Annotated in this window: 27 protein-coding genes and 1 riboswitch; of the genes, 15 read left to right on the top strand and 12 right to left on the bottom strand. The window is 49.9% G+C overall.

The features are described 5' to 3' along the window. Position 1 precedes the first annotated feature (1 nt). The 5 genes from LN341_RS19380 (at position 2) to LN341_RS19360 (ending at position 4,397) form a co-directional block, all read left to right on the top strand. Entirely contained in the window at positions 2-982 is a 981-nt protein-coding gene (locus LN341_RS19380) for an HD-GYP domain-containing protein (RefSeq protein ID WP_234205290.1), read from the top strand. A 404-nt stretch (positions 983-1,386) separates the two neighbouring features. After that, positions 1,387-1,863, top strand: coding sequence for a hypothetical protein (locus LN341_RS19375; protein ID WP_144409060.1), 477 nt, complete (start codon positions 1,387-1,389; stop codon positions 1,861-1,863). 109 nt (positions 1,864-1,972) lie between these two features. Further along, positions 1,973-3,325, top strand: coding sequence for a molecular chaperone (gene yegD, locus LN341_RS19370; RefSeq protein WP_234205288.1), 1,353 nt, complete (start codon positions 1,973-1,975; stop codon positions 3,323-3,325). 41 nt (positions 3,326-3,366) lie between these two features. Then, positions 3,367-3,828, top strand: a complete 462-nt coding sequence (locus tag LN341_RS19365) for a GNAT family N-acetyltransferase (RefSeq protein ID WP_046221096.1) — start codon at positions 3,367-3,369, stop codon at positions 3,826-3,828. A 125-nt stretch (positions 3,829-3,953) separates the two neighbouring features. Beyond that, positions 3,954-4,397 (top strand): YtoQ family protein, encoded by a 444-nt coding sequence (locus LN341_RS19360; RefSeq protein WP_234205287.1) that lies wholly within the window; start codon positions 3,954-3,956, stop codon positions 4,395-4,397. 48 nt (positions 4,398-4,445) lie between these two features. Here the strand turns inward: LN341_RS19360 and LN341_RS19355 are convergent, their stop codons facing one another. Continuing rightward, the gene (locus tag LN341_RS19355) at positions 4,446-4,853 is read right to left on the bottom strand and encodes a VOC family protein (RefSeq protein WP_304622702.1); all 408 of its coding nucleotides are present in this window, start codon (positions 4,851-4,853) and stop codon (positions 4,446-4,448) included. A gap of 109 nt (positions 4,854-4,962) precedes the next feature. On the opposite strand from LN341_RS19355, the gene LN341_RS19350 reads away from it, so the two are divergent. The 5 genes from LN341_RS19350 to LN341_RS19330 all read left to right on the top strand — a co-directional run bounded on the left by LN341_RS19350 (position 4,963) and on the right by LN341_RS19330 (position 8,506). After that, positions 4,963-5,265 (top strand): putative quinol monooxygenase, encoded by a 303-nt coding sequence (locus LN341_RS19350; protein ID WP_255783127.1) that lies wholly within the window; start codon positions 4,963-4,965, stop codon positions 5,263-5,265. A 188-nt stretch (positions 5,266-5,453) separates the two neighbouring features. Further along, positions 5,454-5,807, top strand: coding sequence for a hypothetical protein (locus LN341_RS19345; protein ID WP_234205283.1), 354 nt, complete (start codon positions 5,454-5,456; stop codon positions 5,805-5,807). Positions 5,808-6,071: 264 nt separating this feature from the next. Beyond that, on the top strand, positions 6,072-6,500 hold the full coding sequence (locus LN341_RS19340) for a hypothetical protein (RefSeq protein WP_234205281.1): 429 nt from the start codon (positions 6,072-6,074) through the stop codon (positions 6,498-6,500). A gap of 78 nt (positions 6,501-6,578) precedes the next feature. Continuing rightward, positions 6,579-7,298 carry a murein L,D-transpeptidase family protein gene (locus tag LN341_RS19335; protein ID WP_234205279.1) on the top strand — a complete coding sequence of 240 codons (720 nt, stop codon included), beginning with the start codon at positions 6,579-6,581 and terminating at the stop codon, positions 7,296-7,298. A gap of 128 nt (positions 7,299-7,426) precedes the next feature. Then, positions 7,427-8,506, top strand: a complete 1,080-nt coding sequence (locus LN341_RS19330) for a low specificity L-threonine aldolase (RefSeq protein WP_234205277.1) — start codon at positions 7,427-7,429, stop codon at positions 8,504-8,506. A 61-nt stretch (positions 8,507-8,567) separates the two neighbouring features. On the opposite strand, the gene LN341_RS19325 is transcribed toward LN341_RS19330, so the two are convergent. Together LN341_RS19325 and LN341_RS19320 are read right to left on the bottom strand one after the other, a co-directional pair. Then, a complete protein-coding gene (locus LN341_RS19325; protein WP_234205275.1) occupies positions 8,568-9,596 on the bottom strand; it encodes an adenosine deaminase in 1,029 nt (342 codons plus the stop codon). Between the two features lie 104 nt (positions 9,597-9,700). After that, positions 9,701-9,800, bottom strand: a riboswitch (purine riboswitch). Positions 9,801-9,949: 149 nt separating this feature from the next. Then, positions 9,950-10,447: a hypothetical protein gene (locus LN341_RS19320; RefSeq protein WP_234205274.1), complete on the bottom strand. Its 498-nt coding sequence runs from the start codon at positions 10,445-10,447 to the stop codon at positions 9,950-9,952. 163 nt (positions 10,448-10,610) lie between these two features. Between LN341_RS19320 and LN341_RS19315 the strand changes: the two genes are divergently transcribed. Then, complete coding sequence (locus LN341_RS19315) at positions 10,611-12,155, top strand: bifunctional GNAT family N-acetyltransferase/carbon-nitrogen hydrolase family protein (protein WP_046221084.1); 1,545 nt, start codon at positions 10,611-10,613, stop codon at positions 12,153-12,155. Positions 12,156-12,180: 25 nt separating this feature from the next. Further along, on the top strand, positions 12,181-13,158 hold the full coding sequence (locus tag LN341_RS19310) for a DUF2860 family protein (RefSeq protein ID WP_234205272.1): 978 nt from the start codon (positions 12,181-12,183) through the stop codon (positions 13,156-13,158). A gap of 50 nt (positions 13,159-13,208) precedes the next feature. Here LN341_RS19310 and LN341_RS19305 read toward each other — a convergent pair whose 3' ends face one another. The 4 genes from LN341_RS19305 to LN341_RS19290 form a co-directional block, all read right to left on the bottom strand. Next, positions 13,209-13,871, bottom strand: coding sequence for a DsbA family protein (locus tag LN341_RS19305; RefSeq protein ID WP_370643815.1), 663 nt, complete (start codon positions 13,869-13,871; stop codon positions 13,209-13,211). Between the two features lie 115 nt (positions 13,872-13,986). Then, entirely contained in the window at positions 13,987-14,811 is an 825-nt protein-coding gene (locus tag LN341_RS19300) for an arylamine N-acetyltransferase (protein WP_234205268.1), read from the bottom strand. Between the two features lie 163 nt (positions 14,812-14,974). Next, entirely contained in the window at positions 14,975-15,511 is a 537-nt protein-coding gene (locus LN341_RS19295; protein WP_046221081.1) for a peptide-methionine (S)-S-oxide reductase, read from the bottom strand. Between the two features lie 259 nt (positions 15,512-15,770). Next, a complete protein-coding gene (locus tag LN341_RS19290) occupies positions 15,771-16,751 on the bottom strand; it encodes a rhodanese-related sulfurtransferase (RefSeq protein WP_046221080.1) in 981 nt (326 codons plus the stop codon). A 361-nt stretch (positions 16,752-17,112) separates the two neighbouring features. On the opposite strand from LN341_RS19290, the gene msrB reads away from it, so the two are divergent. Beyond that, positions 17,113-17,559, top strand: a complete 447-nt coding sequence (msrB, locus tag LN341_RS19285) for a peptide-methionine (R)-S-oxide reductase MsrB (protein ID WP_046221079.1) — start codon at positions 17,113-17,115, stop codon at positions 17,557-17,559. 29 nt (positions 17,560-17,588) lie between these two features. Here the strand turns inward: msrB and LN341_RS19280 are convergent, their stop codons facing one another. Continuing rightward, entirely contained in the window at positions 17,589-17,873 is a 285-nt protein-coding gene (locus LN341_RS19280) for a hypothetical protein (RefSeq protein ID WP_234205266.1), read from the bottom strand. A 247-nt stretch (positions 17,874-18,120) separates the two neighbouring features. Here LN341_RS19280 and def point away from each other — a divergent pair, with 247 nt between their 5' ends. Further along, positions 18,121-18,636 (top strand): peptide deformylase, encoded by a 516-nt coding sequence (gene def / locus LN341_RS19275; RefSeq protein WP_046221077.1) that lies wholly within the window; start codon positions 18,121-18,123, stop codon positions 18,634-18,636. A 55-nt stretch (positions 18,637-18,691) separates the two neighbouring features. Here the strand turns inward: def and LN341_RS19270 are convergent, their stop codons facing one another. Further along, entirely contained in the window at positions 18,692-19,600 is a 909-nt protein-coding gene (locus LN341_RS19270; protein ID WP_234205264.1) for a DMT family transporter, read from the bottom strand. A 141-nt stretch (positions 19,601-19,741) separates the two neighbouring features. On the opposite strand from LN341_RS19270, the gene LN341_RS19265 reads away from it, so the two are divergent. Further along, positions 19,742-20,233: a MarR family winged helix-turn-helix transcriptional regulator gene (locus tag LN341_RS19265; protein WP_234205262.1), complete on the top strand. Its 492-nt coding sequence runs from the start codon at positions 19,742-19,744 to the stop codon at positions 20,231-20,233. 6 nt (positions 20,234-20,239) lie between these two features. Here LN341_RS19265 and LN341_RS19260 read toward each other — a convergent pair whose 3' ends face one another. The 3 genes from LN341_RS19260 to LN341_RS19250 form a co-directional block, all read right to left on the bottom strand. Beyond that, a complete protein-coding gene (locus LN341_RS19260) occupies positions 20,240-21,556 on the bottom strand; it encodes a DUF2254 domain-containing protein (RefSeq protein ID WP_234205261.1) in 1,317 nt (438 codons plus the stop codon). Positions 21,557-21,752: 196 nt separating this feature from the next. Further along, on the bottom strand, positions 21,753-22,286 hold the full coding sequence (locus LN341_RS19255) for an ASCH domain-containing protein (RefSeq protein ID WP_234205259.1): 534 nt from the start codon (positions 22,284-22,286) through the stop codon (positions 21,753-21,755). A gap of 39 nt (positions 22,287-22,325) precedes the next feature. Then, positions 22,326-23,156 carry a patatin family protein gene (locus LN341_RS19250; RefSeq protein ID WP_234205257.1) on the bottom strand — a complete coding sequence of 277 codons (831 nt, stop codon included), beginning with the start codon at positions 23,154-23,156 and terminating at the stop codon, positions 22,326-22,328. Positions 23,157-23,188 lie beyond the last annotated feature (32 nt).

The raw sequence follows: 23,188 nt of genomic DNA, 5'->3' as shown, positions 1-23,188 counted from the left end.
CATGGATGAACGTAAAACCCTTCTGGTTGTGGATGATGAACCTGCCAATTTGCAGGTGCTGAAAAACATTCTGGCCTCGGATTACCGGCTGCTTTTTGCCAGAGATGGCAGCCGAGCCCTTGCCCTTGCCAGCACAGAAAAACCCGACCTGATCCTGCTGGATATCATGATGCCCGGCCTGTCCGGCTATGAGGTGATTGAGCAGCTTTCTGCGGCAGCAGACACCAAACACATTCCGGTGATCTTTGTAACCGCGCTGTCCGACACCAAAGATGAAGCACAAGGCTTTGAATTAGGTGCCGTCGATTTCATCACTAAGCCCGTCAGCCCGTCAGTCGTTCGGGCCCGGGTGAAGAATCACCTGTCGCTGGTCAAAATCGATGAGCTGAAATCCACCCGGCTTTCCGTCGTTCAGAAACTGAGCCGAGCAACTGAGTACAAAGATAACGAAACAGGTCATCACGTGATTCGCATGAGTCATTATGCGCACGCGATAGCATTAGCCGCAGGCTTCAGCCCGGCATGGTCGGAAACCCTGCTTCATGCAGCGCCCATGCATGATATCGGCAAAATTGGTATCCCGGACCAGATTCTGCAAAAGAAAGGCGCGTTGTCGAGTGAAGAGTGGCAAGTGATGCAGCGCCATACTTTGATCGGAGCTGAAATTCTTGGGAATGACAGTTCAGAACTCATGCAGATGGCCAAAAATATCGCCGTCTATCACCATGAAAAGTGGGATGGGACAGGTTATCCCTACGGTTTGCAGGCAGAGGAAATTCCCATCGAGGCACGTATCACCGCCATTGCCGATGTCTTTGATGCGCTGACAAGCCAGCGCCCTTACAAGCCGGCCTGGAGCGTTGAAGATGCTGCTGACTATATTCGTGAACAAAGTGGCACTCACTTCGATCCGGCACTTGTTGATGCCTTTCATCGTTGTCAGTCAGCATTAATTGATTTGAAAAACAAGTGGCCTGAATAAACAGTGTTCCCGCAAAGTAACAAGACTGCGCTGACGATATTTTGTGCACGAAAATAACGGCAATGCATTGCCATACTTTTTTTGACATAAAACAGCGCGAGCATTGTACTGCTGTTGCTTGCATGCAATTTTATTAGACAACACTAATTTACATAAGCCTTAAATTTCATAACCTTATGTAACAGTGCATTTAATTCATCAAAATGAGACTCCCACAGCATTTTCATCATTTCATTCACATACAAAGCGAAAAACTGACATTCAAATGTTAAAGAACACGGCATTATATGAAATTATATTTACTGGAAATGTCGTGAACTCATGAAGCTTTACATCTGTAAATTAGTAACTATGGCTATCGCATTAAAATGCGAAGTGATAAACAGGCAAGTGGTGCGTCAATAATGTACTGCGTACAATGCGGTGTTCGAACGCTGGATAAACCTGACGGTACTCCGGTAGAAATGTGTAAAAAATGTACTGAGGGTGATCAGGCACAGCCTCAGGATTCTCTGCATTCAAAATACTCACTCAAATTCAGACTGGCGATTGGTTTTCATGCCCTTTACGCGATTATCTGGCTGATCTGGGGGATCGTTTCAGGATTCCAGGCCGCCATCGACGGCATCATGAACATCGAAACCAACAATTTCTCTATGGTGCTGCTGGCTGTACTGATGATCGTGCTTCACCTCACAGCCGGATACGGGCTGCTCATCCGTCATCCCTGGGCTGAAAAAGCCACGATGCTGTTTGGCTGCATCCTCTTTTTCTTCTATCCCTGGGGAACTGTGGCCGGTTCTACATTAATTTATTCGTTAATTCAGCTTCGCTACGACTACACACTCACATCAAAATTCTTCCGCAAACTTTATCGCTAGAAGCCATTTTGCGAAACGCAGCAGGCATTCTTGCGATCGGCGCTTCCTTTTCTTGTCTTAGGCCGAAATTTTCGTACACTGGTCGGCTTTTTAGTGGTCAGGAGGAAGTATGTACATAGGTTTCGACTACGGCACAGCCAACTGCGCAGTGGCGATGATGGAGAATGGTCAACCAAAGTTGCTTCCCCTTGAAGGCGACAGCTTTTTCATCCCGTCAGCCCTTGCGGCACCGACCCGCGAGGCCGTCAGCGAGGCGCTGTTTCGTCACTACGACATCAAACCCGCTGATAAAATTGGTGAGCAGTTACTCCGCCGCTCAATCTCCGCCAACAAAGACGATGACATCATTGTTGATGCGCACGCCCTACAGTTTGGTCAGCAGGCACTGGAAACCTACCTCAATGATCCCGATGAAGTGTATTACGTCAAATCACCCAAATCTTTTCTGGGTGCTTCCGGTCTACAGGACATCCAGCTGAGCCTGTTTGAAGATCTGGTCTGTGCCATGATGGCAAACATTAAACACCGGAGTGAAAGCCAGTGCGGTGAGGCCATCACCCATGCTGTGATCGGGCGCCCTGTCAACTTTCAGGGTACAGGCGGAACGAAAGCGAACCAGCAGGCCGAAACGATTCTGCGCCGGGCGGCAATGCGCGCGGGCTTCAAAGCAATCGAATTTCAGTTTGAACCTGTGGCTGCCGGGCTGGAATACGAAAGTCAGCTGCAAGAAGACAAAACCGTTCTGGTGGTCGATATTGGTGGTGGTACCACCGACTGCTCTGTTCTGCAAATGGGACCTGGCTGGCTCAATAAAGCAGACAGAACGGAAGGATTACTGGCCCACAGCGGCAGCCGGGTTGGCGGAAACGATCTGGATATCGCCCTCGCCTTCGAACGTATCATGCCCCTGTTTGGCAAACACAGCACCAACCAGCGTGGGTTGGCAGCGCCAATCAGCCAGTTCTGGAACCCGGTGGCGATCAACAATGTGGCCGCGCAAAGTGATTTTTACGCCAGCGCGAACTTAGCCGTGCTGCAGCAACTCGTGCGGGATTCCGCAGAGCCTGCTTTGTTGCAAAGACTGCTGCAGGTCTATCACCATACCTTAGGCCATCAGCTGGTGCGTGAAGCAGAGCTGCTGAAAATTGCGTTATCTGATGCAGCCAGCGCCAGCACTGAGATCCGCATCGGGCAGGAAACACTGCCAGTCAGCTGTACAAATCAGGAACTGGCTGCAGCGGTCAGCAGCAGCGCAGAGAAAATCAGCGCTCTGATCAATGAAGCCTTGTCTCAGGCTGAATGCGCGCCGGACGTTATCTTTATGACAGGTGGCAGTGCCCGCTCCCCCATGCTGCGCCAGTTAATTGAACAACGCCTGCCGGGTGTGCCGATCGTGGCGGGAGACTATTTTGGTTCGGTCACTGCAGGCCTGAGTCGTTGGGCTGAGTTTTGCTTTCGCTGATCTCAGATATGCCACATCACCACTGAACAGAACAACAACGAATGCAATTCAGACAAGCCACTGAGTCCGAAATGGACGCACTGTATATGATGGGCTTTGATGCCTGGGGCGGTAAAATGCCCCAGGCGGAGTATCTTGCTGCTTGTCAAAGCAGCCGGAAATACGCCAAAGGAGAATGGTATGTGCTGGAAGACAAAGGCATGCCCGTTGCGTCACTCATCCTGTATCGTCATCAGTTTGGCCTTGAAGACGGACAAGCTGGTATAGGATCGATAGCAACGTCCCCTGCTTATCGCCGTCAAGGCTGTGCCAGTCGGCTGATTCTTGGCATGCTCCGTCATCTTTTTTCCACCACAGCGACAACAACAGTGTTTCTTCATAGCGATATCGACACCGCATTTTATGAACAACTCGGTTTTGAGCGAGTCAGCCGCGAAAGCCATTGCATGTTCATCAACCGGTCGACAGACATCACTCTGTGCACCTCTCCAAGCTACTTCTGATACCCATCGCCCTATCGGTGTGCAATAAAGATTAACTTTGTGTACAATGTCATGGAAAACCATTCATTTTTTGTCTCTGTCCTGCGTATACCTCAGTGGCTGAGACAGGCACAAAGGAGTAAGCAATGACCTGGAATGTCTATCTTTCTGGTGAAATTCACACCGACTGGCGGGAACAAATCATTAAAGGCTGTGAGGCGAAAGATCTCAATATCGTGTTTACTTCCGCTGTCACAGATCATGACAGCAGCGACGCCGCCGGAGATGGCTTAGGAGCGGAATCAAACCATTTCTGGCGTGATCATAAATCAGCCAAGGTCAATGCCATCCGCATACAGAAACTGATCAAGCAATGCGACATGGCTGTTATCCGTTTTGGTGATCAATACAAGCAGTGGAATGCCGCCTTTGATGCCGGATACTGTGCCGCACTCGACAAACCCTACATCACGCTGCACAGCGAAGAGATTGTCCACCCGCTCAAAGAAGTAGATGCCAGCGCAAAGGCATGGGCCACAACCCCGATTCAAGTCGTTGAAATTCTGGATTATTTACTGAGTCAGAAATAAAACTGTACCCAACGTCGCCTCACCGGTTACGTTGGGTTTATTCCGTTTCTAGCGCAATCGCTGGCCTGAAACCGCAGGGTGATAAATCGGCTGAACCACATTGCCGGCCGGATCCGTGCAATGAAAGCTGCGTGCACCATCACTGTGATCATGCGGCGTATCTAATAGCGGTACACCTTTGGCTTGAAGGAACTCGAACCAGGCTTCCAGATCGTCTTTGCTGTCGACAATAAAACCAAAATGGTCAAGCGACTGATTGTGATTCTCCTGGGGTTCATATGCCCGGCTCAGCGACAAATTGTCGTTACCGCAGCTCAGGTAAATCAGGTTATCGCTCGCTTTTCTGAGCACTTCCATCCCCAGTATCTCTGTATAAAAACGGATACACTCTTCAAAGGGATAGACAGCTAACGCTAAATGTCGCAATCCGTTCAATAGTGCTGGTCTCTCAATCATATTCAGCCACTCCGTGTGCAATTATTTACATCATTGTATACAATGTACGGATGAAAGTTCAAATGAAGAACCAATTGTTATCCAAACCGACAAACAGGATGTGCACTTTATGTTTTGTATTATTGTGAAAAATTCAGTGAAACCAGGGTTTAGGGATCAGTACCTCGCCATCATGAAGGAAAATGCCAGAGCGTCGGTTGCAAATGAAGAAGGCTGTCTGGTGTTCGACGTATTGTCAGCTCAGGAAGATGACCACAGTTTTTACCTCTATGAAATCTACACCGGCGAAGAAGCACTGGCGGCGCACAAACTGACACCGCATTATCTGGAAAGCCGAAAGCACTTAGCCGGTTTAATCCAGGAGCAATCTGTCATTCGCTGCGATGTGGCACATCGCAATTGCCAACCGTGATTTTTCGCGGTTGCGCCCGCATTCTGTAAACTTGTATGCTGAAGACAGATGTCTACCGCACCTGTCTTCAGCCCCCGGGTCGCCTGCATTTCGTATCCGTCAAAAAATCCTGCATCGCTGCATCATTTTGGTCGCCTTAGTAGCTCGCACAATAACAGACTCATATCGTAAGAGACGTAAGGTGAACAATGAAAAGCTTAACCCATTTATCCCTCACTCTGCTGTGTTGCCTCATCGTTTCGGCATCAGCGAACGCTGGTTGTGGTGAAATGCAGGCGCAATGCATTGTGTTTGAGCAAGGTGAGACAACGCCGGTCAGTTGCTCCATCTCGGTCTGTGCCAATACCAGTGATTTTGATACCTATTGGACACTCAGTAACGGCTCCGAGATCTCCCATCATATCAACGCCAATCAAAGCACGGTTAAAGTCAATGGCCAAACCGGATTCGCTCTTCCTGCAGCCATATTGCAAGATGAACTGAGTTGCTACAGTGCGCCGGGCATGAGCAGTATTTATTGTGCGAAAGATACGCTGCTTTAATCTCAATACTCACAAAGAATCTGAGGGCAACTCCCTGTGCTGTGAAAAGTAATCCAACCCTGCTGCTGACGGCCATTTGCCCGCTATTTCACTGTCTCTTGTCCGTCGTGTCTTTGTCCTGATACCAATACGCCGTTTATAGCTTCTGCTTTGCTGTCATTTTGCAATCACCAGTTAATGACGCCCAGTGTTCTGACGCCATTAGATACTGTCATTGGTTGGGGTTGCTAACCCCTTTTCATCATTATAAGAATCAAGGTGAGTATGAAAAAGGCACTATCAATCATTCTTCTCTCATCGTTATCAGGCTGTGCATCTATAGGCCAGCCGGATCCCGAGATCGGGTTTGAGTCTACAGTTAACCTGAACGGCTATTATTTTTCAGAGCGCAACGGCAATATTCTGGAAAATGGGCAACTGGTCAAAAAGAAAACCTATTCATATATAAAATTCAATAGCTTAGAAGAAAACCAGCTGACTTACATTGTTGCGACGTCCCCGGCCGTGAATGGCATTGTCCGGGGCGATGCAATCAATACCCGAGTCACCAGTAATTACCGTGTGGCGAATAGTCACGACGACAAGGGTTACCGAATCAGCTTCTATGAGCAAAAAGGGAATATGCATCTTGATTATGAGTTGAATGCAGACATCAATGGCGTGATTGAGGATTTTACTTTCCAGCCGTTGTGACCTGACACATTGGCAGCCACCTGCTGATAACCTAATCAAGATTTTTCGTTTATGGACTCATGATGACGTTGGGGATTTATGCGCACTTTCACTGTTTCAGCCATCTTTGCTGTTGGATCTTTGCTGATGTTCAATCATGCTCATGGACAGTCCATTTCTACAACCGTCGCCCCCTCTACACTGGGGAAGCGCACTGTTGATGACGTGCTGGCCACTTATGGCCAGTTGTCTGAAATGCGTCTGAAATACAGATTTCGCCAGGCAAATGTCAGCTATCCGCCGGCAAAAATTGCCCTGCTTGGCCTGAAAGAAGAAAAAGCGCTCGAGCTGTGGGCATTTAATCAAAAAGGTGAGCGGCATTTTGTATACAGTTACCCTGTCACGGCTGCGAGCGGTAAAGCGGGACCAAAACTCAAAGAAGGCGACCGCCAGGTACCGGAGGGCATCTACAAAATTATCGGTCTTAATCCGAACAGTCGTTTCCATTTGTCGATGAAACTGAATTATCCCAACGACTTCGATCTGAAATACGCCGCGCTTGAAGGCCGGCAATCACCGGGATCCAATATTTTCATTCATGGTAAAGCCGACTCCATTGGTTGCCTGGCTATCGGCGACAGCGCAGTCGAAGAATTATTTACGCTGGTCGGTAAGATCGGCAAAAACAATGTCGAAGTGGTGATTGCCCCCCATGATCCGCGCAAAAACCCGATCCGCCCGGTACCGGAGACATCCCCGGCTTGGATATCAGAGCTGTATGCATCAATTGAAACCGAGTTTTCCCGTTTTGAATACTAAACAGGCAAACAAGCCCTCCAGACCGGAGCACTATCGTAACTCGCGCTGAAATTGGTTGCGCACTGAAATTGACCAACATAAACTCCTGATGACAAATTAAAATGAAGTGACTTAATTCAAGGATTTTTATGAGCACGGAATTACGCTCTCAATGCACTTTGTCTGTCCCCGGCAACCGTGAAATGTCGCCGGCCGACATCTTCCGGCAAATGGCAGACTGGTGTCAGGACAATCAGATCAACCATGATATTTACGGTCAGGGCAATGATCTGCAGGAGTTTGAAGCCAAAGTCGCCGATCTGCTGGGCTACGAAGCAGGCCTGTTCGTGATCTCCGGGACGATGACCCAACCGACTGCGCTGCAACTGGCCTGTATGGCACGCAAAAACCCTGTTGTGGCCATGCATCCTTCCAGTCATATTTATCTGCATGAAGCACAGGGCTATCTGCTGCAGCAACGCTTTACCGTTCTGCCTGTCGGTAACCCGTATCAAACCTGGTCTATGGCCGATCTGCAAGCATGGCCGGATGAGATTGCTGCCGTACTCTATGAATTGCCGATGCGCGAAATTGGCGGGCAGTTGCCTGAATGGGAAGACTTAAACGCAATCAAAGCCCATTGTCGTGAGCAGGGGATTCATCTGCACATGGACGGCGCCCGATTGTGGGAAGCCAAAGCCTGGTATGGCCGCGAGTACAGCGAAATTGCAAACGGGTTCGATACAGCTTATGTCTCTTTATACAAAGGCATTGGCGGATTGGGCGGCTCGATGCTGCTGGGCGATAGCGCATTCATTGAAAAGGCTCGCCTCTGGATGCAACGCCAGGGTGGCAATGTCTATCATCGCACACCGTATGCAGTTTCCGCGGCGATGCAGTTCGACCAGCGACTGGCACTGATGCCGGCCTTGTTTGAACGCACTCAGCAGCTCTACCGCATCTTAGAAGACTACCCGCTGTTCACGCCAAACCCGGCCGCACCGCAAGCCAATATGCTGCACCTGTATCTGCCAGTCAGCGCCGAACAGGCCATTGCCATTCGCGACAAGCTGGCAACAGAGCAGCAGATCTGGCTGGGCAATCCGCAACAAGCGGCACTGGCAGATCAGTCGTTCCTGGAATGGTATGTTGGCGACAACCTGCTCAACCTGAGTGATGAGAAACTGCGAGCAATATTAGACTGGTTATCCGGCGAGTTAGTCCGCTGATTGAAAAGCGGCTCCCTCCCGCTGTATTCACAGTGCAGGGAGCTGCTTGGCAACCCTTGTATTACCTATTGTTACTGTCCGTTAGCTTTGCGCTTGCCAGGTAATCCTGTGTCATTCTCGTCAGACGTTGCTTTTCTTCAACACTGATGAAACTGGCCTGAATTGCATTGAGGGTAAACTGGGCGATCTCTTCCTGCGTCATGGGATGTGCATCGGCCACCGCCTGGAAATTCGCAGTCATATAGCCACCGAAATACGCCGGATCGTCAGAATTGATGGTGACACACAGACCTTTACGTAACAGCTCGACAATATTGTGGTCTTTCATCTCCTCAAACACTTTGAGCTTTAAATTCGACAGCGGGCACACAGTTAAAGGCACCTGTGCCTGCACTAAACGCTCAACCAGCGCAGGATCTTCAACACAACGGACGCCGTGATCCACCCGCATCGCCCCCAGCAGATCCAGAGTATGAGTGATATTTTCCGACGGCCCTTCCTCGCCAGCGTGGGCCACGGTCAGAAAACCTTCCGCCAGCGCTTGCTGAAAGACGGCTTTGAATTTTTCCGGCGGATTGCCCAGCTCCGAGGAATCCAGCCCCACACCTACGATTTTATCTTTATGCGCCAGCGCCTGATTGAGCGTGACAAACGCCGACTCCTGATCGAGATGGCGCAGAAAACACATGATCAGCTGGCTGGAAATCCCCAGCGTTTCCCTGCCCTGCTTCAGTGCGCGATGTATTCCATTCACCACAGTCTCAAAGGCAATCCCACGCTCGGTGTGAGTTTGCGGATCAAAGAAGATCTCTGTGTGTACCACATGATCAGCTTTACAGCGCAACAGGTAGGCCCAGGTTAAATCGTAAAAGTCCTGCTCGTGAATCAGTACGTTCGCGCCCTGATAATAAATATCCAGAAATGATTGCAGGTTATGGAATTGATAGGCAGCTCGCACTTCATCAGGGGAATGAAACGGAATCGCGATCTTGTTTCTTTCAGCCAGGGCAAACATCAGCTCAGGTTCCAGCGAGCCTTCAATATGCAGGTGTAATTCGACCTTGGGTAAACCAGTAATAAAGGATGTCATCAGGTGCTCTTAATCAGATTCTCAATACGTTGACTGGGATGATTAACAGCTTTTCTGCAGCAAAGGAGAACGGGTAATTCAGACCATCACAAAGAGAAAAGCGATTAATCGGCTTCACTCTTCGTAATCAGAATTTTACGGATTCTGGTAGAGACCCCCACACCCTATCAGTGGGGTTATACGAAGCGGGTTCAATCGGTGAAAACTCGCCGATGACCACAACGGACACACTTTCTCATATCAATCACAAGCTTTCAACCCAGACTGGCCATGTCCATGGCTGATCACTGCAGAAAACGTGCTGTCGATGGCAGAAACAAGTGCGCCTCTGAAAAGAGGCGCAGCGCTCGTCTTTATTCTTTGGTATCTGGTTCTTCTTTCGAAAATTCTTCGCTGGCTTTTTGCCATGCATCACTCAGGCTGTCATAAGCACCGGAAAAGCCTTCTTTGACATGATCCCAGGCATCAGCTGAGCTGCTTTTCATGCTGCCGTACCATTCAGCCAGTTTCACTCGCTGTTCCTGCATCGATTTGAGGCTTTCTCTGGATTTCTCGCGGGCAGCCTGATCCATATTGTCCCAGTCCTTTTCGATCTGGGTTTGCAATTGTTCAATATGTTTATCCAGGCTGTCGATGCCTTCTTTCGTTGCCTTCATGGCTTCGTCTTTTTGCTCCACGGAGTAGTTTTTCAGTGACTCCAGCAAATCCTGCGTTTCTTGATTCACCTGTTCAGCCGATGTGGCAGCGTCTTCTTTTTCATGATGGGCCGCACTGACCATGCCAGGCAGCAGGCCGATGGACACCACAAGGGCACACACTGAAACATAGCGACGTAAAACATTCACTTTCATATTTCCTCCAAGCGCAGTGATATGAATGAAGAATCAGACCTAAAGTATGGCCTAACCGGAATAAAATTGTGTTCACTCACTGTCAGGATACGGTTCACTGGCGAATCCTAACGGATGTTCCATACTTTATAGCACTGGTTTCAACAATGAAAAACAATAAGTTATGGATGAGAACAACAGCACTTTATTAAATCTGCGCACCATTGAGCCTTCCGACTTTAAGCAACTTGCTGCATTGGAAGATCTGGTCTTTCCTGATGTGGGGGGTGCCTGGCCAAAGTCCACGATTCAGGGTTTGGTCAAACATTTTCCCGACGGACAAATCTGTATAGAAGACAAGGGAAAAATCATCGCTGCGGCGCTGACCATTAAAGTCAGCTACAACCGCTATTCGCTGAACCACACCTATCTGGATATCGTCGATGCCAACAATGTGGCCTGCCACAACCCGGATGGGGATGCACTGTACGGACTGGATGTGTTCGTCCACCCGGATTATCGCGGGCTTCGCTTAGGGCGCCGCCTATACGAAGCCCGTAAAGAACTTTGCCGGGCCAATAACCTGAAAGCCATTCTTGCCGGCGGACGAATTCCGGGCTACCACAAATACGCGGATGAAATGCACGTGTCTGAGTATATTGCCAAAGTTAAACGCCGCGAAATTCACGATCCGATCCTTTCATTTCAACTGTCGAATGACTTCGACGTCAAGCGTCTGATGAACCGCTACCTGCCGGAAGATGCCAAATCCAAAGGCTATGCCACGCTGCTTGAATGGGACAATATTTTCTACGAAGAAGATATCTCCATCCATCAAACCGAAAAGACACTGATCAGGCTGGGTATTGTGCAGTGGCACATGCGTCGGGTCGTGTCGGTCGACGACCTGATGAACCAGGCCGAGTTTTTTGTGTCTTCGCTCTCCAAATATCAGTCCGACTTTGCATTGTTCCCAGAATTTTTCAATGCGCCGCTGATGGGGTTAGCCAGAGACAAAGATTCGGTTGAGGCCATTCGCTATCTCAGCCAGTTTACGGAGGAAATCCGCCACCGTTTCTCTCAGCTGGCTGTCACGTATAACATCAACATCATTGCCGGCAGTATGCCCTACCTGAAAGGTGACAAGCTGTATAACGTGTCATACCTGCTGCACAGAGACGGCGATATTGACGAACAGTATAAAATTCACATTACCCCGCACGAAGTCAGAGACTGGGTGATAGACGGTGGTGATAAAGTCAAAGTCTTTGAAACGGATGCCGGTCGGATTGGTATTCTGATTTGCTACGATGTGGAGTTTCCTGAACTGGGCCGGCTGTTAGCTGATCAGGGTGTGCAGATTCTGTTCGTTCCTTTCTGGACGGATACCAAAAACGGCTATCTGCGGGTACGGATATGCGGCCAGGCGCGAGCCATTGAAAACGAATGTTATGTGGCGCTGGGTGGCAGCGTGGGTAACTTGCCCCGGGTCGATAATGTCGATATCCAATATGCCCAGTCTGCGGTGTTTTCCCCGTCTGACGTGTATTTTCCGCATGATGCCATCATTACGGAAGCCAATGCCAATACCGAAATGATTATTTTCGCTGATGTCGACTTATCGAAACTAAAACTATTGCACAACGAAGGCTCTGTCACTAACCTAAAGCATCGACGTTTGGATCTTTATAAAATGAAGACCAAAAAACGTAACAAAAAGAAACATTAACCCATGCTTTTCACAGGAAGTGGCCATGCTACGAACGTTTCGACAGACAGTGCTCATTTTGGGGACACTGTCTGCATTTTCCGTTTCAGCTCAGAGTGCTGTCAAGCCCGGCCTGTCAGGTAATGTCAGTATTAACCTGGGCTGGTTTAAGAACGACTCTCACCTGAGTACCGAGCAATCATCCGTACTCAGTTCGCTGGACGAACCCGGCACGGACGAAGAAAAAACTTTGCCCGTGCCCATGTGGGATTTGCAGCTGGGTGTGACCCCAAATACTGCGCTGTATTTCAAATCGGCACTGGGTGGCATGGCAAGCAGTTTTTATATGCAGGCCGGGCTGACTCAGTATTTGAGCGATGGATCCAGCCTGGGCATTGGTGTGATTCCCGGCTTTTTTGACAACGAAGTCTGGGACGATCCCTTTCTGACGGGTACACAAAGACAAGAAACCAAACGTTCTATCCGGGGTGCCGTGCTGGACTATCACCGCATCGCCGGAACCAATGTGTCGCTGGAACTGGCCGCAGGTAAACGCAAAATCGACGATGAGCGCAGCGGCTCTACCTATAGCGCAACAGCACAGAATGCCCTTGTGCGTGAAGGTGATCTTCTCTATGCCGAACTCAGTCAAAAACTGGGGTTAAACCGCCACTTTGGTATTGAGTGGAAAATTCACTATCTTGATGACAACGCTGAAGGTAGTGCAACAGCGAACAATCGCTATGGTGTTGAACTGACAGCCCGCCAGCAGATCAATCGCTACGTTGTCATGCTGGGTGCCAGTACGGCATGGATTGACTATGAAGACACACATCCCATTTTTAACCGGACCCGAGAAGACAACCAATACGGGTTTTCCGCAACCTTGATCTATCTGGCACCGTTTAACTGGAGAAATGCCAGTGCTGTTGCCCGGGCCGGGTTTGATAACCAGACGTCAAATATTGATTTTTATGAAGAAACGCAGAGCCTGTACAGCATCGGCCTGGCCTATTCGTTTTAATACAATGACCCGCGACGGCAGCCTGCGCTGCCATCGTAGGATTGATCATCCTATCCGCTTTTTTTCACAAACCACCCTTTCATCACCGACTTGGCTTTAGCCCATTTGAGCTTATCGTGGATATCATTGAGCGTGGTCAGTTCATTCTGGTAAGCAACGGCAATCGGCCAGCGCTGACCTTCCACTTCCAGAACCAGTGAAGGAAAACCAGACACACCCAGTGCTGACGTGTGCGCTATGTCTTCCTGAAGTAATGCGTCAACCTCTGCACTGGTGATATCCTGCATAAACCGTGTAACGTCCAAACCCAGTTCGGCGGCCAGCTTTACGTGCGTCTCAACATCAGAAGGATTCATGGCCCGCAGATAGTACGCCTGCTGAATCGCCTCTGTCATTTCATTTTCCTGCCCCTGTATCCTGGCTGCAATGACCGCCCGGCAGGCAGGATAGGTCGACCGCCGTGGCTGGCACTGCGCCCAGAAATCATGATTAAATGCTGTGCCTAACTGGCTGGCGATCCGTCGCCAGGTCAGCTGTAACATCTGCTGCATCTCTTCGGGCATGGGCTGATCGCTGTCGGGCGCCAGACCGCCCAATACACAGCGAATTTCCACATCAGCCGGTAACCGGGATTGAAGTCGCTCAAAAGCGGGACGATAACCCCAGCACCAGCTACACATGGGATCATGAACGTAATACAAAATAGCGCCCACACTTTTCTCCTGACTGAGGCCGTACATAGAATATCTAACTGACCATTCTAAACATATGATAGCGATGTGCCAGCGTTATGTGATGTCCTGCCTCCCCTGCGACTTGCAACTGCCGTTACTTCTGCTGCTGACTTAGTTTCGCCTTCTGATGTGAAAACAAAGTTGCAGCATCCTGTTCAGTTAATTGTAAATTGAATTGCGTGGTCAGAAGTTGATACAACATGGTGGCGTCGCTGATGTCGACAGCTCTTTCCTGACCTGCCTGATCATCATATTCAAAGTAGGTCAGGTTCCGTACCAGGTAACGCCGATTGTCAAGAATCCGGGAGACCACCAGATGATTCACAAAGGCCGCCTCCGGTGCCTGATGGCTATAAAAATGACCGATGTTACAGTCCGATTCCACATATTCAGCAAAATCAAACCGATACAAAGTCACTGCCTCATCACGGTTTGTTGCCATCACCATCATACCGCCCCGGTTGTCTGACTCCACACTGTACTGGTATCTGACATCAGGTTGAGGCTGGTTGGTATCCAGAGCAATGATCTGTCTTGGATTCATAACGCCGAATCCGGCATCAATCAGGTACTGCTTATCCTGCAAAGTGAGTAAGGTTAAACGGTGCGAACGGCCATTGTCCGGGTTACCGTTCAGCATCACACGGCCAATCAGAGGGCGGACATCAAAACCGAGCTGTTTCAACACCAGAAAGACGACCTTGTTGTGCTCAAAACAATAACCGCCACGGCGTTGCTCGACCAGGCGCTTTAATAAAGCTTCAGGTTCCAGACTTAAATCGTGCTTCAGAATGACATTCGCACTGGAAAACGGATAACGTGCCAGATGGGCTGTTAACAGCGATTGCAGCCAGGCCAGGCTGATTTTCGATTCGTTCACTCCCAGACTCTGCAAATACTGATCGATGAGATTTTTCATGAGATGACTCCGTAACATTCAATGAGATAACGCCACGATAAAACCTCAGGTTAACTTGAGGTCAAGCATTAATTTCATCAATAATGAGATGAAAAAACCTCTTCATGCCGTGCAGCTCAAAAAACTACATCGGCTCTTTGCGTGTGTTGCTCCGTTTATGCTGTCACTGGATATCGCGACCTTTGCTCTCTACGGGCAACTGCTCCAGCACATGCCGTTTGTGATCATCAAGCTGATCACTGAACTGATTCAGTAAAATGCTGAGCTTCGGGCTGATACGCATCTGACAAAAGGGTTTGTGCGGGTTGCTGTAAAAATAATCCTGAATTTCATGCCGTGATGGCTCAAACGCATCAAAACGCAAAGCCTGCGTTAAAATAGGCTGTTCGAATTCAGGTTGAAGGGCTTTGAGACAAACCTGCGCAGCACGTTGCTGGTCAGGACTGAACGCATAGACAGCCGAGCGATATCTGTGCCGCAAAGCATGGTTTGATGTACAACTGTGGGTATAAAGGTGGATTTGAATCAGGGTGAAGAGATCAATCCTGGCGGGATCAAACCGCAGTAAAATCCCTTCAGACAAGGCTTGGTGTTCCTGAGCTGAAAGCCAGCCCTGATCAACCTCGACAACGCCTTTTAATGACCGAAATACAGCTTCAGTACACCAATGGCAGCTTCCGCCCAGACCGACAGTTTCCATCCAGTGCCTCCTGCTTGATCCATTCGACTTTGGTTATTGGACTCCTTCCGGCAGGAAATGGTTTCACCGGCGGCGGTTTCAGGCCGATTTACCGGCTCAATTTATGTAATCAAATGTTGCACACGCAGAAGATAGCGGCCAATTTTCGGGGGGGATATTGTCGTAACTGAGATAGCGTCGAAAGAAAGCTTTGTGGGTTTGAATCGAGCCAGCTTTCCCCGGACAAGGCTGCCCGGGGATCTGATGCTTGTGAACGGGATTAACCTTGTTCGCGTTGCTGTTTCTTGCGGGTCAGCTTTTCTTGCCGACGGGCTTCGATAATACTTTTAGCGTCACCACCAACGTGCTGTTCACCGCGTTGTGCAGCCAGTTGAACCTGCTTCTCACGCTCGCGGAAACGGGCTTTCTGCTCGTCCGTATGTTTATCAAAACATTTCGGACAGCTGACACCTTTTTCAAACTGTACGCTCTGCATGTCCTGCTCGGTAATCGGCAAACGGCAAGCGTTACACATGTCATAAGAGCCTTTTTCCAGCTGGTGATTCACAGTCACACGGCCGTCGAAGACATAGCACTCACCTTCCCACAGGCTCTCTTCGGCAGGCACTTCTTCCAGATATTTCAGAATGCCGCCTTCGAGGTGATACACCTCATCAAAGCCCTGCTCTTTCAGGTAAGCAGTAGATTTTTCGCAGCGGATACCGCCGGTACAGAACATCGCCACTTTCTTGTGTTTCGCCGGGTCCAGGTTCTCTTTGACATAATCCGGAAACTCGCGGAAAGTCTCTGTTTTCGGATTCACGGCGTGCTTGAAAGTACCCACTTCAATTTCATAATCATTGCGGGTATCAACGACGAAAACCTCAGGATCAGCAATCAGCTGGTTCCAGTCTTTTGGCTTCACATAGGTGCCGACGACATGGCGAGGATCAATCCCTTCGACTCCCATAGTCACAATTTCTTTCTTCAGCTTCACCTTAGAGCGGTTGAACGGCTGATGATCGTCGAATGACTCTTTGTACACGATGTCTGTTAAGCGGGAATCGGCTTTAAACCAGGCCAGCAACGCGTCAATACTGTCGCGCTTGCCGGCGACTGTGCCGTTAATGCCTTCTTTCGCAAGCAGTAACGTACCGCGTACCTGATTTTCTTCCATCAGGTTCTGTAATGGCTCACGAAGGGCTTCAAAATCTTCCAGTGCAACAAACTTGTACAGTGCACAAACTACATATTGGGTCATCGTTTTTCCTCAGTGCGGACTGGATCGTAAATCCAGAGCATTGTTTTTATACATCAAACGGGTAGCCTCTGCCGGTTCTGCTCCGTGTTCGCGCAGTATATCCAGCGAGCCAGTTCACAGGCAGATACCGGTTGGCTAAAAATTCCGTCATTCACGGTTTTTACTACGATTGCACCTGTGGGCAGCATACAAAAGTGAATCAGCGCGGCATTATAGCCAAGTCTGGAGATATAAAACACACATTTAGAATGGGGTTAATTACTGTGTTTTTCCGGGGCGCTCCCTTTGATGGCCGCTTTTCTTGAAATTTTTGGCCTGTGCCCCTATCTATAACACCATACTTGATTCGTTGGAGAACGACATGCTCACCTGGGAAAAAGTCATTGAACACGCGGCCAAAGGCGATATCAAGCCACCCCGCCGAGTTGAAAAGAGCGAAGAAGAATGGCGCCAGCAACTGACTGACGATGAATATTACATTACGCGCCAGAAAGGCACCGAAAGACCGTTTATGTCTGAAATGTGCGAATTGTTCGAGCCGGGAGAGTACGCCTGCGTCTGTTGCGGCAACATGCTGTTTGACGCCGGGGAAAAGTTTGACTCAGGTTCAGGCTGGCCATCCTTCACACAACCGGTCGAGATCAATGCGATCAATTACCTGATGGACACCTCGCACGGTATGCAGCGGATAGAAACGGTTTGTGCTGTCTGCGATGCCCATCTGGGTCATGTCTTTCCTGATGGCCCGGCACCCAGCGGACTAAGATACTGCATGAATGCCGTTGCGCTGAAAAAAGTCAGTCGGTAAACGTATTTGCCCGATGCCAGTCGGGCAAATTATTTATATTTATCTCTGGCTGCCCTGAAGGCTTTTTTCATTGAATCAAACGCTTCTTCCGCGCCCTGGCGCAATTCCCCCCACGCAGCTTCACTGGCATGCTTCACTTCCTCCAGTTTTTTATCCGCCTCCGCTTTTCTGGTTTTCAGTTGCTGGATTTCATAGCGATATTTTTCTTTCAGCTCAGCACTGGAGTGCTGTGCTTTTGCTTCCAGCTTGTCGATTTCGGCATTGATCTCTTTCATCTGTGCGCTGAGCTTTTCTACAAATGCTTTTCTGTCCATCTCATACTCCCTTAAAGTGTGTGAATTACAGGTGTGCCCATAAATGGTGAATAAATGGGTTGCAGATATAAGCATAGTTGCTTAGCCACGGTCTGAAAGTGTCATTCCGGAATATCAAAAAGTGAACGCTTGCAGTAAACACCCGATAACGCTATACCTGTCCTGCTTGAAGTTGCAGCAGTGCTGGCTGCATCATCAAGTTGTTGAGGTATATAACCCATCCATAGACGACTCAGGGAGAACAAGGATGATCATCGCGCAGTTAGGCAATCCAATCTTACGTCAGCAGGCCAAAGCGCTGTCGACCGAACAATGGAAAGAATACGCGACCTTTTTTGCCGACTTAGAATCTCTGATGCTCAACCACCAGGGTGTGGGAATTGCTGCACCACAGGTCAGTGAGTCGCTGCGTGCTTTTATTGTCGCTTCTTCTCCAAACGCCCGTTATCCGCACGCGCCGGCCATGGCGCCAACGCTGATGCTCAACCCTGAGATTTACTGGATGAGCGAAGAGAAAGAAAAAGACTGGGAAGGCTGTCTGAGTATCCCGGGCATACGTGCGCTGGTACCAAGATCCACCAAAATCAGCGTCGGTTACGAGCAGTTTGACGGACAAAAAATCCGCTGTGAGTTATCTGGCTTCATCGCGCGGATCTTTCAGCATGAATTAGACCACTTAAACGGTATCGTATTTCTGGATCGGGCTGACTCGCACGATTACGCCACTGAAGCAGAATACCGCAAACGGCTGGGGCTGAACTGAAAGCAGCGACCTCTGCCGCTGCTTCACCAATCGATTTCTAACGTTACTGATTCGCTCAGCGTTGTGCCTCTCGGGCGGAAAGAGACTGTGGGCCTGAATCGCCTTGCTGACAATGGGCGGTTGTCGCCTCAGCCTGATCTGGCTTTGAGGGTTTCCTCATGAAGAGTAAGGCCACCAAAATTAAGCCAATCCCTGCCCACTGCAACATCCCCAGACTTTCGCCAACCAGTCCGATCCCCAGTAAGACCGCCGTCACAGGATTCACGAAAGAAAACATCGACATCATATTCGGCCCCAGTTTTTTCACCGAGCGAACCCAGGCCCAGTAACCAAATGCGGTATTGAGCAATACCAACCACAGCAGGCCGGGTATAGCATCCACAGACAAGGCGACCGGAGCACCAGCGACAAACCATGCGAAGGGGATCAGCATGATGCCGCCCAGCACGAGTTGCCAGGCCGCAAAACTCAGTGCATCGTTCACCGGCCAGCGTTTCATCCAGAGAGCAGACTGAGAGACCAGTGCTGTGCCAGCCAGAGCAGCCAGAGTACCAATCGGATCCAAATCTGCAGACGGGTTCAGCAGTAAACCCACCCCGATTAAGCCCAGGACGGCGAGCACCACAGAACGCGGATCCGGTTTTTTACCTTCCCCCAGCCACTGTAGCAGCATCATCTGCAACGGCATAGTCGCCCCCAGAGTGCCGGCGACAGAGCCAGGCAGGCGATAAGCCGCGATAAAAAGCAAGACAAAGAAAGCGGCAATATTGCAAAAGCTCAGCAAGGTCATGCGGCTCCAGCTCAGCGGTGGCAGCTTAGGTCGTATCAGAAGCAATACCAGTCCGGCAGGTAAAGCCCGCCACACAGCCACCCAGTAAGGTGACATATCTTGCAGAAACAAGCTGACGGCAGCATAAGTACTGCCCCACAGCATGGGGACGATTAACGCGAGCAGGTAATTCATTTCACTTCCCTTTAAGAATCTTCAATCAAAATATCTTTTGTTAAAGATAAATTAGTGGCTATTTGTCTTTTAATCAAGTATCTTTTTTAAAAAGTTAATCGCCTTATATTGGCTTCATGAAGAACGGACAGGCTGGACCCTATGCAAGATCATGTCGATAAACTATTGATTCAATGGCAGGAACACCGGCCAGATTTGGATTGCTCCCCGATGGGGATCATTGGCCGCATGTATCGTGCCCAACGAATCATGACAGACAGCATCAATGTTGTTTTCAAAAGCTACGGACTGAGCCAGGTCGAGTTTGATATCCTGGCCTCGCTGCGCAGAGCCGGCGAACCCCTTACACCCACCCAGCTTTATCACACCGTGATGCTGTCTTCTGGTGCGATGACAGCCAGACTGGATAAGCTGACCGACAGAGGATTGATCTATCGTCAGCCGAGTGACGATGACAGGCGCAGCTGTAAGGTATGGCTAACAGATGAAGGGCAAGCACTGGTTGATAAAGCCGTCACGGCCCATGTCGCAAATGAACATCAGATGCTGACGGCATTGGATAAAGACGAACAGGCACAGCTGGCAGGTTTACTGCGAAAATGGCTGTTGGCGAATGAATCGGCATTGAAATAACATCAGTCAGCACTGTCGTATTTCATCAAGAATCGCCTGATACCGCTGTTCAACATCAGCCAGATCCTGTGCTTCATTCAGACTATCATGACTGGATCGCAGGATCATATCAGCCTGGCGACGAACAGCATGCTGCTGCTCACTCGTTCTGCAATGACTGGCAATCCGGCTAAGGCTTTCAAGCAGCCGGATAGTCACCGCCGTATCCGATTTGCCATGTTGACGAATCTGATCAAAGGCGGCATTGAGTATCCCGGTAAACGTCAGAGGCGGTTCTTCCAGCCGCAACTGTCCCTCATCGTCAAACCAGCGTGCAGAATGAAATGACCGGCCTGTCAGTGAGCAAAGTATTGCACTGAGTCTGTCGACGCAGGTCATGGCTGTAAAGGGGTCATTGATACCCGGCGACAATGCTCTGACGGCTACTTCAACCAATTGATAAACTGCAAATTCGGGGTCTTGTTCCGGAGTGCGCAATTTACCCACAATCATACAATCGCGAAGCTGCGTATCCAGATCTTCTTCCGGCTCAGTATCAGAGTGCACAACCGCGATTGAACCATCTTTGACGATAAACTCCCCGGCCCGGTAACCCAGCTCAATCCGGCAATCAAACTGCTGCGCGAGCTGACATAAACATTGTCTGTCTAGGGCTTGCAGGTAACCTTCACTGTCTGCCGTGACCACATGATGAAACATCCTGGTTAGATTGCGATCAGTCTGAAAGGGTTCTGGTTCAGATTCACCAAGCTCATCTGGAAAAAATTGTTCAATGTACTGATTCAGCTCCTCATACACGCTATTTACGACATTATCCGCCTGAATCGAGGTAGCCACATGGTGAATGAAATAAATCAGAACTGCGACATTCAACATGGCCAGTAACAAGGCCAGATTGACCGCAATGCGGGGAACGAACTCATTGCCATTGGCATGGGTCACACTGCTTAAGACAAGCAGGCAATAGATAAACGTCGCTATGAAGGTGCCAAGCACATACTGATTGCCGGGATCGCGCATAAAATTTCGCAGCAAGCGGGGGCCAAACTGAGACGAAGCCAGCGTCAATGCCACGATGGTGATTGAAAAAGCCACCCCGGCTACCGTTACCATAGAGCCCGCAATCGTCGACAGCACGCTGCGTGCTCCCTCTGCGCCTCCCGTGAAACCGACATCAGGCAACGTCAGAGAAAAATGCACCAGCTGATGATCCAGGGTCACGACAATCCGGGCCAGACCGATGGCGATGATCACCATCATGGCAGGGACGAACCAGAAACTGCTCCTGACCGCTTCCCAACGATTTAACCAGTGTGTTTTCATGCATGCCCTGCCGTGAAGTCAAATCACCTGACTTGCCAGACAATCTCATTCGCGTATCAGAAACACCCTTTGAGATTGGCCGACGATAAGGGCGGCCACTGATGCCGGCCGCTGTGATAAAGATAGCAGAGCAAAAAAGTAAACCCCTGATATCAGGCTTGATGTCAGCGCAACTTACGGCAGTTCATTACAGAAATCAGGCAGGTTTCGCCCATACAGTTCGAAAATGTTCCAGGACCAGCACAGTGTCCTCGCTCATCTCAATACCCAGCTCTTCGCACTCAGCACTGAAAAACTGCCAGTGGGCATTACGCCACCAGCGCAGCGATTTATCACCCTCGCCTTCAGCGGCCGCAAACTCAGCTGTCACATCGCTGAACCGGGCTTCTGTCACCCGGGTCATTTGCGTGATCGCAACCGGGACGCCCGCCCAATCCGTGACCACCTGTAAATGGCCGACCTGCGGCATCGGCTCTGGTCCTTCCTTGCCACCAGTCTGATACCAGTACTTCATACTACAGCTGGCTTGCTTTTCCCCTTTTCGTACCAGTTCGGCGCAAATGTCTGCGTTTTCTTTGTCAGCACAGAAATAATCTGCGCTGACACCAGAAATGCTCGGTATTTCAGCTTCTGGTAACGTCACCAAATAAGCCGACAGGCAGTCTGCCGCCTGGGGAGAAAGCTGAAACTGTTGCGCTAATGTTGCCGGTGCAAAATTGTGAAAAATCATACTGTCCCTGTCGTGATTGAGTGTTTGATCTGAACAGGCTTATCGCCCGGCGAGTGCCGCCGCCAGGCCCATCTGATAGCCGGTATCTAACCGTTTTTTGTCTGTGGTCATGCGGCCGACATCAAATTCTGCCGGCGGTGCGATCACATGAATACGGCAGTCTTGCGGCGGGTTCTCGATAAACGCAATGGCTTGATTGTAATTGTCGGCGCGCTGCATCATCACCCGCGCCAATTCAGGGGTATCTGCCAGCATGCGGCGGAGGAACCAACTCGCTTTGCTGGTTTTTTTCCGGTAGCCCAGAGGACGTGACAAAATCACCGTGATTTCCCGGGCTCCCATGTCATAGGCCTTGATGACAGGAATGGAATCGGCTACCCCGCCGTCCGTCATGGCATCGCCATTGAGCAGCGGATAATCCCGGTAGGCAACCGGCACAGAGCAAGAGGCTTTCAGCAATTGTTCCAGATTACCTGCTGTGGCTTGAGTATAAACCGCCTCTCCGCTAGAGACTCGGGTCGTGACCACGTACAAAGGCATGGGTTGTGCGGCGAAAGCATCCAGATCCAAACGGATTTCATTGATGGTGATCTGCCACAACCAGTCGAGATCCAGCCAGTGCCCGCCACGCACGAATTTACGCAAACTGATAAATTCAGGGCGGCAGGAATAATCCGTGATCACTTTATAATTCCGGCCATGCTGATTTGCCAGCCAGGCCGCAAGATTGGTGGAACCGGCCGAGACACCGATGCAGAAATCAAATGGCCGGTAGTCTTGCTCAAGGAAGCCATCCAGCACCCCGGCGGCAAAAATACCGCGCATCGCGCCACCTTCAACCACCAGAGCATGTGATCCTGCCGCTGTCATCCCTCTCTCCTTTGTTTCTGACCTGAATCAGC

It is taken from the genome of Photobacterium sp. TLY01, assembly GCF_021432065.1.
Classification (GTDB): domain Bacteria; phylum Pseudomonadota; class Gammaproteobacteria; order Enterobacterales; family Vibrionaceae; genus Photobacterium; species Photobacterium halotolerans_A.
The sequence above is the reverse complement of the archived record's forward strand: the minus strand, read 5'-3'. Positions and strand labels throughout refer to the sequence as shown.

Bases quoted from the DNA above. Each gene is read 5' to 3' on its own strand.
- LN341_RS19380 (WP_234205290.1), top strand. From the start codon at position 2: ATGGATGAACGTAAAACCCTTCTGGTTGTGGATGATGAACCTGCCAAT.
- LN341_RS19375 (WP_144409060.1), top strand. From the start codon at position 1,387: ATGTACTGCGTACAATGCGGTGTTCGAACGCTGGATAAACCTGACGGT.
- yegD (WP_234205288.1), top strand. From the start codon at position 1,973: ATGTACATAGGTTTCGACTACGGCACAGCCAACTGCGCAGTGGCGATG.
- LN341_RS19365 (WP_046221096.1), top strand. From the start codon at position 3,367: ATGCAATTCAGACAAGCCACTGAGTCCGAAATGGACGCACTGTATATG.
- LN341_RS19360 (WP_234205287.1), top strand. From the start codon at position 3,954: ATGACCTGGAATGTCTATCTTTCTGGTGAAATTCACACCGACTGGCGG.
- LN341_RS19355 (WP_304622702.1), bottom strand. From the start codon at position 4,853: ATGATTGAGAGACCAGCACTATTGAACGGATTGCGACATTTAGCGTTA.
- LN341_RS19350 (WP_255783127.1), top strand. From the start codon at position 4,963: ATGTTTTGTATTATTGTGAAAAATTCAGTGAAACCAGGGTTTAGGGAT.
- LN341_RS19345 (WP_234205283.1), top strand. From the start codon at position 5,454: ATGAAAAGCTTAACCCATTTATCCCTCACTCTGCTGTGTTGCCTCATC.
- LN341_RS19340 (WP_234205281.1), top strand. From the start codon at position 6,072: ATGAAAAAGGCACTATCAATCATTCTTCTCTCATCGTTATCAGGCTGT.
- LN341_RS19335 (WP_234205279.1), top strand. From the start codon at position 6,579: ATGCGCACTTTCACTGTTTCAGCCATCTTTGCTGTTGGATCTTTGCTG.
- LN341_RS19330 (WP_234205277.1), top strand. From the start codon at position 7,427: ATGAGCACGGAATTACGCTCTCAATGCACTTTGTCTGTCCCCGGCAAC.
- LN341_RS19325 (WP_234205275.1), bottom strand. From the start codon at position 9,596: ATGACATCCTTTATTACTGGTTTACCCAAGGTCGAATTACACCTGCAT.
- LN341_RS19320 (WP_234205274.1), bottom strand. From the start codon at position 10,447: ATGAAAGTGAATGTTTTACGTCGCTATGTTTCAGTGTGTGCCCTTGTG.
- LN341_RS19315 (WP_046221084.1), top strand. From the start codon at position 10,611: ATGGATGAGAACAACAGCACTTTATTAAATCTGCGCACCATTGAGCCT.
- LN341_RS19310 (WP_234205272.1), top strand. From the start codon at position 12,181: ATGCTACGAACGTTTCGACAGACAGTGCTCATTTTGGGGACACTGTCT.
- LN341_RS19300 (WP_234205268.1), bottom strand. From the start codon at position 14,811: ATGAAAAATCTCATCGATCAGTATTTGCAGAGTCTGGGAGTGAACGAA.
- LN341_RS19295 (WP_046221081.1), bottom strand. From the start codon at position 15,511: ATGGAAACTGTCGGTCTGGGCGGAAGCTGCCATTGGTGTACTGAAGCT.
- LN341_RS19290 (WP_046221080.1), bottom strand. From the start codon at position 16,751: ATGACCCAATATGTAGTTTGTGCACTGTACAAGTTTGTTGCACTGGAA.
- msrB (WP_046221079.1), top strand. From the start codon at position 17,113: ATGCTCACCTGGGAAAAAGTCATTGAACACGCGGCCAAAGGCGATATC.
- LN341_RS19280 (WP_234205266.1), bottom strand. From the start codon at position 17,873: ATGGACAGAAAAGCATTTGTAGAAAAGCTCAGCGCACAGATGAAAGAG.
- def (WP_046221077.1), top strand. From the start codon at position 18,121: ATGATCATCGCGCAGTTAGGCAATCCAATCTTACGTCAGCAGGCCAAA.
- LN341_RS19270 (WP_234205264.1), bottom strand. From the start codon at position 19,600: ATGAATTACCTGCTCGCGTTAATCGTCCCCATGCTGTGGGGCAGTACT.
- LN341_RS19265 (WP_234205262.1), top strand. From the start codon at position 19,742: ATGCAAGATCATGTCGATAAACTATTGATTCAATGGCAGGAACACCGG.
- LN341_RS19260 (WP_234205261.1), bottom strand. From the start codon at position 21,556: ATGAAAACACACTGGTTAAATCGTTGGGAAGCGGTCAGGAGCAGTTTC.
- LN341_RS19255 (WP_234205259.1), bottom strand. From the start codon at position 22,286: ATGATTTTTCACAATTTTGCACCGGCAACATTAGCGCAACAGTTTCAG.
- LN341_RS19250 (WP_234205257.1), bottom strand. From the start codon at position 23,156: ATGACAGCGGCAGGATCACATGCTCTGGTGGTTGAAGGTGGCGCGATG.